The organism is Cohnella xylanilytica, from assembly GCF_014212175.1.
GTDB lineage: Bacteria > Bacillota > Bacilli > Paenibacillales > Paenibacillaceae > Cohnella > Cohnella xylanilytica.
In genome coordinates this window covers 1-2,329 of record NZ_JACJVR010000093.1, presented here as the reverse complement: position 1 = coordinate 2,329, position 2,329 = coordinate 1, and the positions used below count along the sequence as shown (strand labels likewise).

Sequence of the window (2,329 nt, the reverse complement as noted above, 5' to 3'; positions counted from 1 at the left end):
TTTTACTACTGATTTTCACAAGGTAGTGAAGGTAGGGAGGTAGAGAAGGTAGGAGGAGGTAGAGAAGGCATGAAGGCAGAGTAGGCAGTAAAGGCGGTGAAGGCAGTGAAGGCAGTGAAGGGATGAAGGGATGAAGGCAGGAAGGCAGTCTTCACAGGCCGTGGGGGATGCGGCAGTCCGCGCTTGTGGATAAGGCGTGGGTAAGTTGTGGGTAATGTGGAGAATGGTGTGGATAAAGCTTGCGAAAGTGGGGATAAGAGGGGCGGGGGGCTTAAGAGGCGGACGAGAGTGCGGAAAAAGGAAAAGGCTTACATGTGAAGATTGGGGGTAACCTGTGGATCGGTTGTTGGCAAAGGGCGGGTCGCTGTGGGCAAAAGGCTCGAATTTGTGGGTAAGATCGGCCGGGACAGGGGGAGGAAGAGTTAGAGGGGAGGAGGCGCAGCGGTGAAGTGGCGTAGAAGCGGGGAGCGTGCGGGAGGTGATGATTAGGGGGCATGGGAGAGGCGAAGAAGGGGCGAGTGTGTTGCAGAGATGTTCAAGAGGGGGCATGGGAGAGGCGAAGAGGCGGCTAGTATGCTGGAGAGATGTTGAAGAGGGGGCGAGTGTGCTGGAGAAGCGAAGAAGCGGCGAATGCGCTGGAGAGGTAAAGGAGCGACGAGAGCGGCGGGGAAGAGGCTAAGGGATCGCGAGGGAGAAGGGGCTGCCTTGCTTCGGAGAGGGGGACGGATTAAGCTAGGGGAATAGACCTTATCGACCTGGAACAAACGAGGCCCCCATGCATCGATACCTAAAAACGATTCCGACTGTTATCGGCGCCTGCGCGCTGTTATTCGTTCTTTGCCTCTCGGCTTATCGGGAAGGGCTCTTTTTCGACGCCGACCTCTATCCGCTAGAGATTGCGTTAATCGGCTGCGCGGGAGCGGCCGGGCTGCTCGGCTGCCTGCGCCCCGGGACGGTTCGGGTGCGGCTCTGGTCTTGCGCTCCGTTCGCGATCGCGGCCGTCTACGGGCTGATGCTGGCGCTTCATCCGGCTTCCGTCAAAGGGACGACGGACGCCTTCCTCCGTTGGACCGCCTACGGCTCGTGGGCGGTTCTGCTCGGCGTCTTCTTCTCTGAACCGCGGCGGCGGGAGGCTGGCTGGGTCGTTCTCCAGTTGGCCGGAACCTTCCTAGTCTGCGGCGGATTCGCCGGCTGGTTCGGCTGGATCGGCTTCCCGGGAATCGTCTTCCGTTCGGATCAGGCGGAATTGGCGGCGACCGGAGCGCGGCTGGCCGGGTTCCTGCAATACCCGAACGCCTACGGCGCGGTCGTCGCCTGCTTCGCGCTCCTGCAGTGGCAGCTTCTGATCTCGAGAAAAAGAGGTCTCTCCCTCGCGGCAGCCCTGCTGCTCGTCCCCGCTCTTGCGTCGCTGCTGCTAACCGAATCGAGAGGATCGATTCTCGCCCTGGCGTTCGGCTTCGTCCTGTCGCTGGCGCTGCACGACGGAAGGCACAGAGGCTACGGGCTTGCAGCGGCGGGCCTCTCCGTCGGCCTCTCCGCGGCGGCGGCCCATTCCGCCTTCGCCGCGATGAAGCACGGCAGCCCCGGCCAAGGCGTCTGGATGCTGCTCGGCGCCGCGGCCGTCGGCGCGCTCATCTTGCACCGGCTGCGGCCGGCCGCAGCGGACTGGAGGATGCGGGAGGGCGACGGAAGGGCGATCCTCGCGCGAGCGGCGTCCGCCGTCACCTCAGTGCCCGGAGGTCTGCTCGTCCTGCTGCTCGGCCTGGCGGCGGCCTACGCTCTTCTGGCCGGAGGCGATACGGGCGGGACGAGAGTGTCGGGCAACTTCGAGACGGCCGCCGCCAGACAGCTCTATTACGCGGACGCGCTGCGGATGTTCCGCGACCACTCGTGGCTCGGCATGGGCGGGGAGAGCTGGCGGATGCAGGTCGGCCTCTACCAGAGCCGGCCGTATATCGGCAACGAGGTGCACAGCGGCTACCTCGAGATTCTGATCGATACGGGCCTGCTCGGCTTCCTTCTTCTCGCGGGCATGCTGATTCTGTACGCCTGGATGCTGAGGAAGCGGACGAAGGCCGCCGCCGCTTGGGGACCGGCCGCCGTCCTGCTGGCGCACTCCGCGATCGACTTCGATTGGTCGTACGGCTTCGTCTGGCTGCTGCTGCTCTATTGGCTGGCGCTGCATTTGGCGGATCGCGACGGGGCGGGGGAAGGTGCGCCGAAGCCGTCGCAGGTGGCGCCGTCATGGCAGGAGGCGCCTCCGGCGCAATCGGCGCAGGCTGCGCTTCCGGCGCAAGCAGGCTCGCCTGCGCCGCCCCCGCGGCCGCCC

1 protein-coding gene is annotated in these 2,329 nt (G+C 64.6%); it reads left to right on the top strand.

Annotated features, from left to right (window positions below; translation table 11 throughout):
• Positions 1-775: 775 nt before the first annotated feature.
• Positions 776-2,329 (top strand): O-antigen ligase family protein (locus H7B90_RS23950; RefSeq protein WP_185138419.1); only part of this gene is annotated, 1,554 nt, incomplete at its 3' end.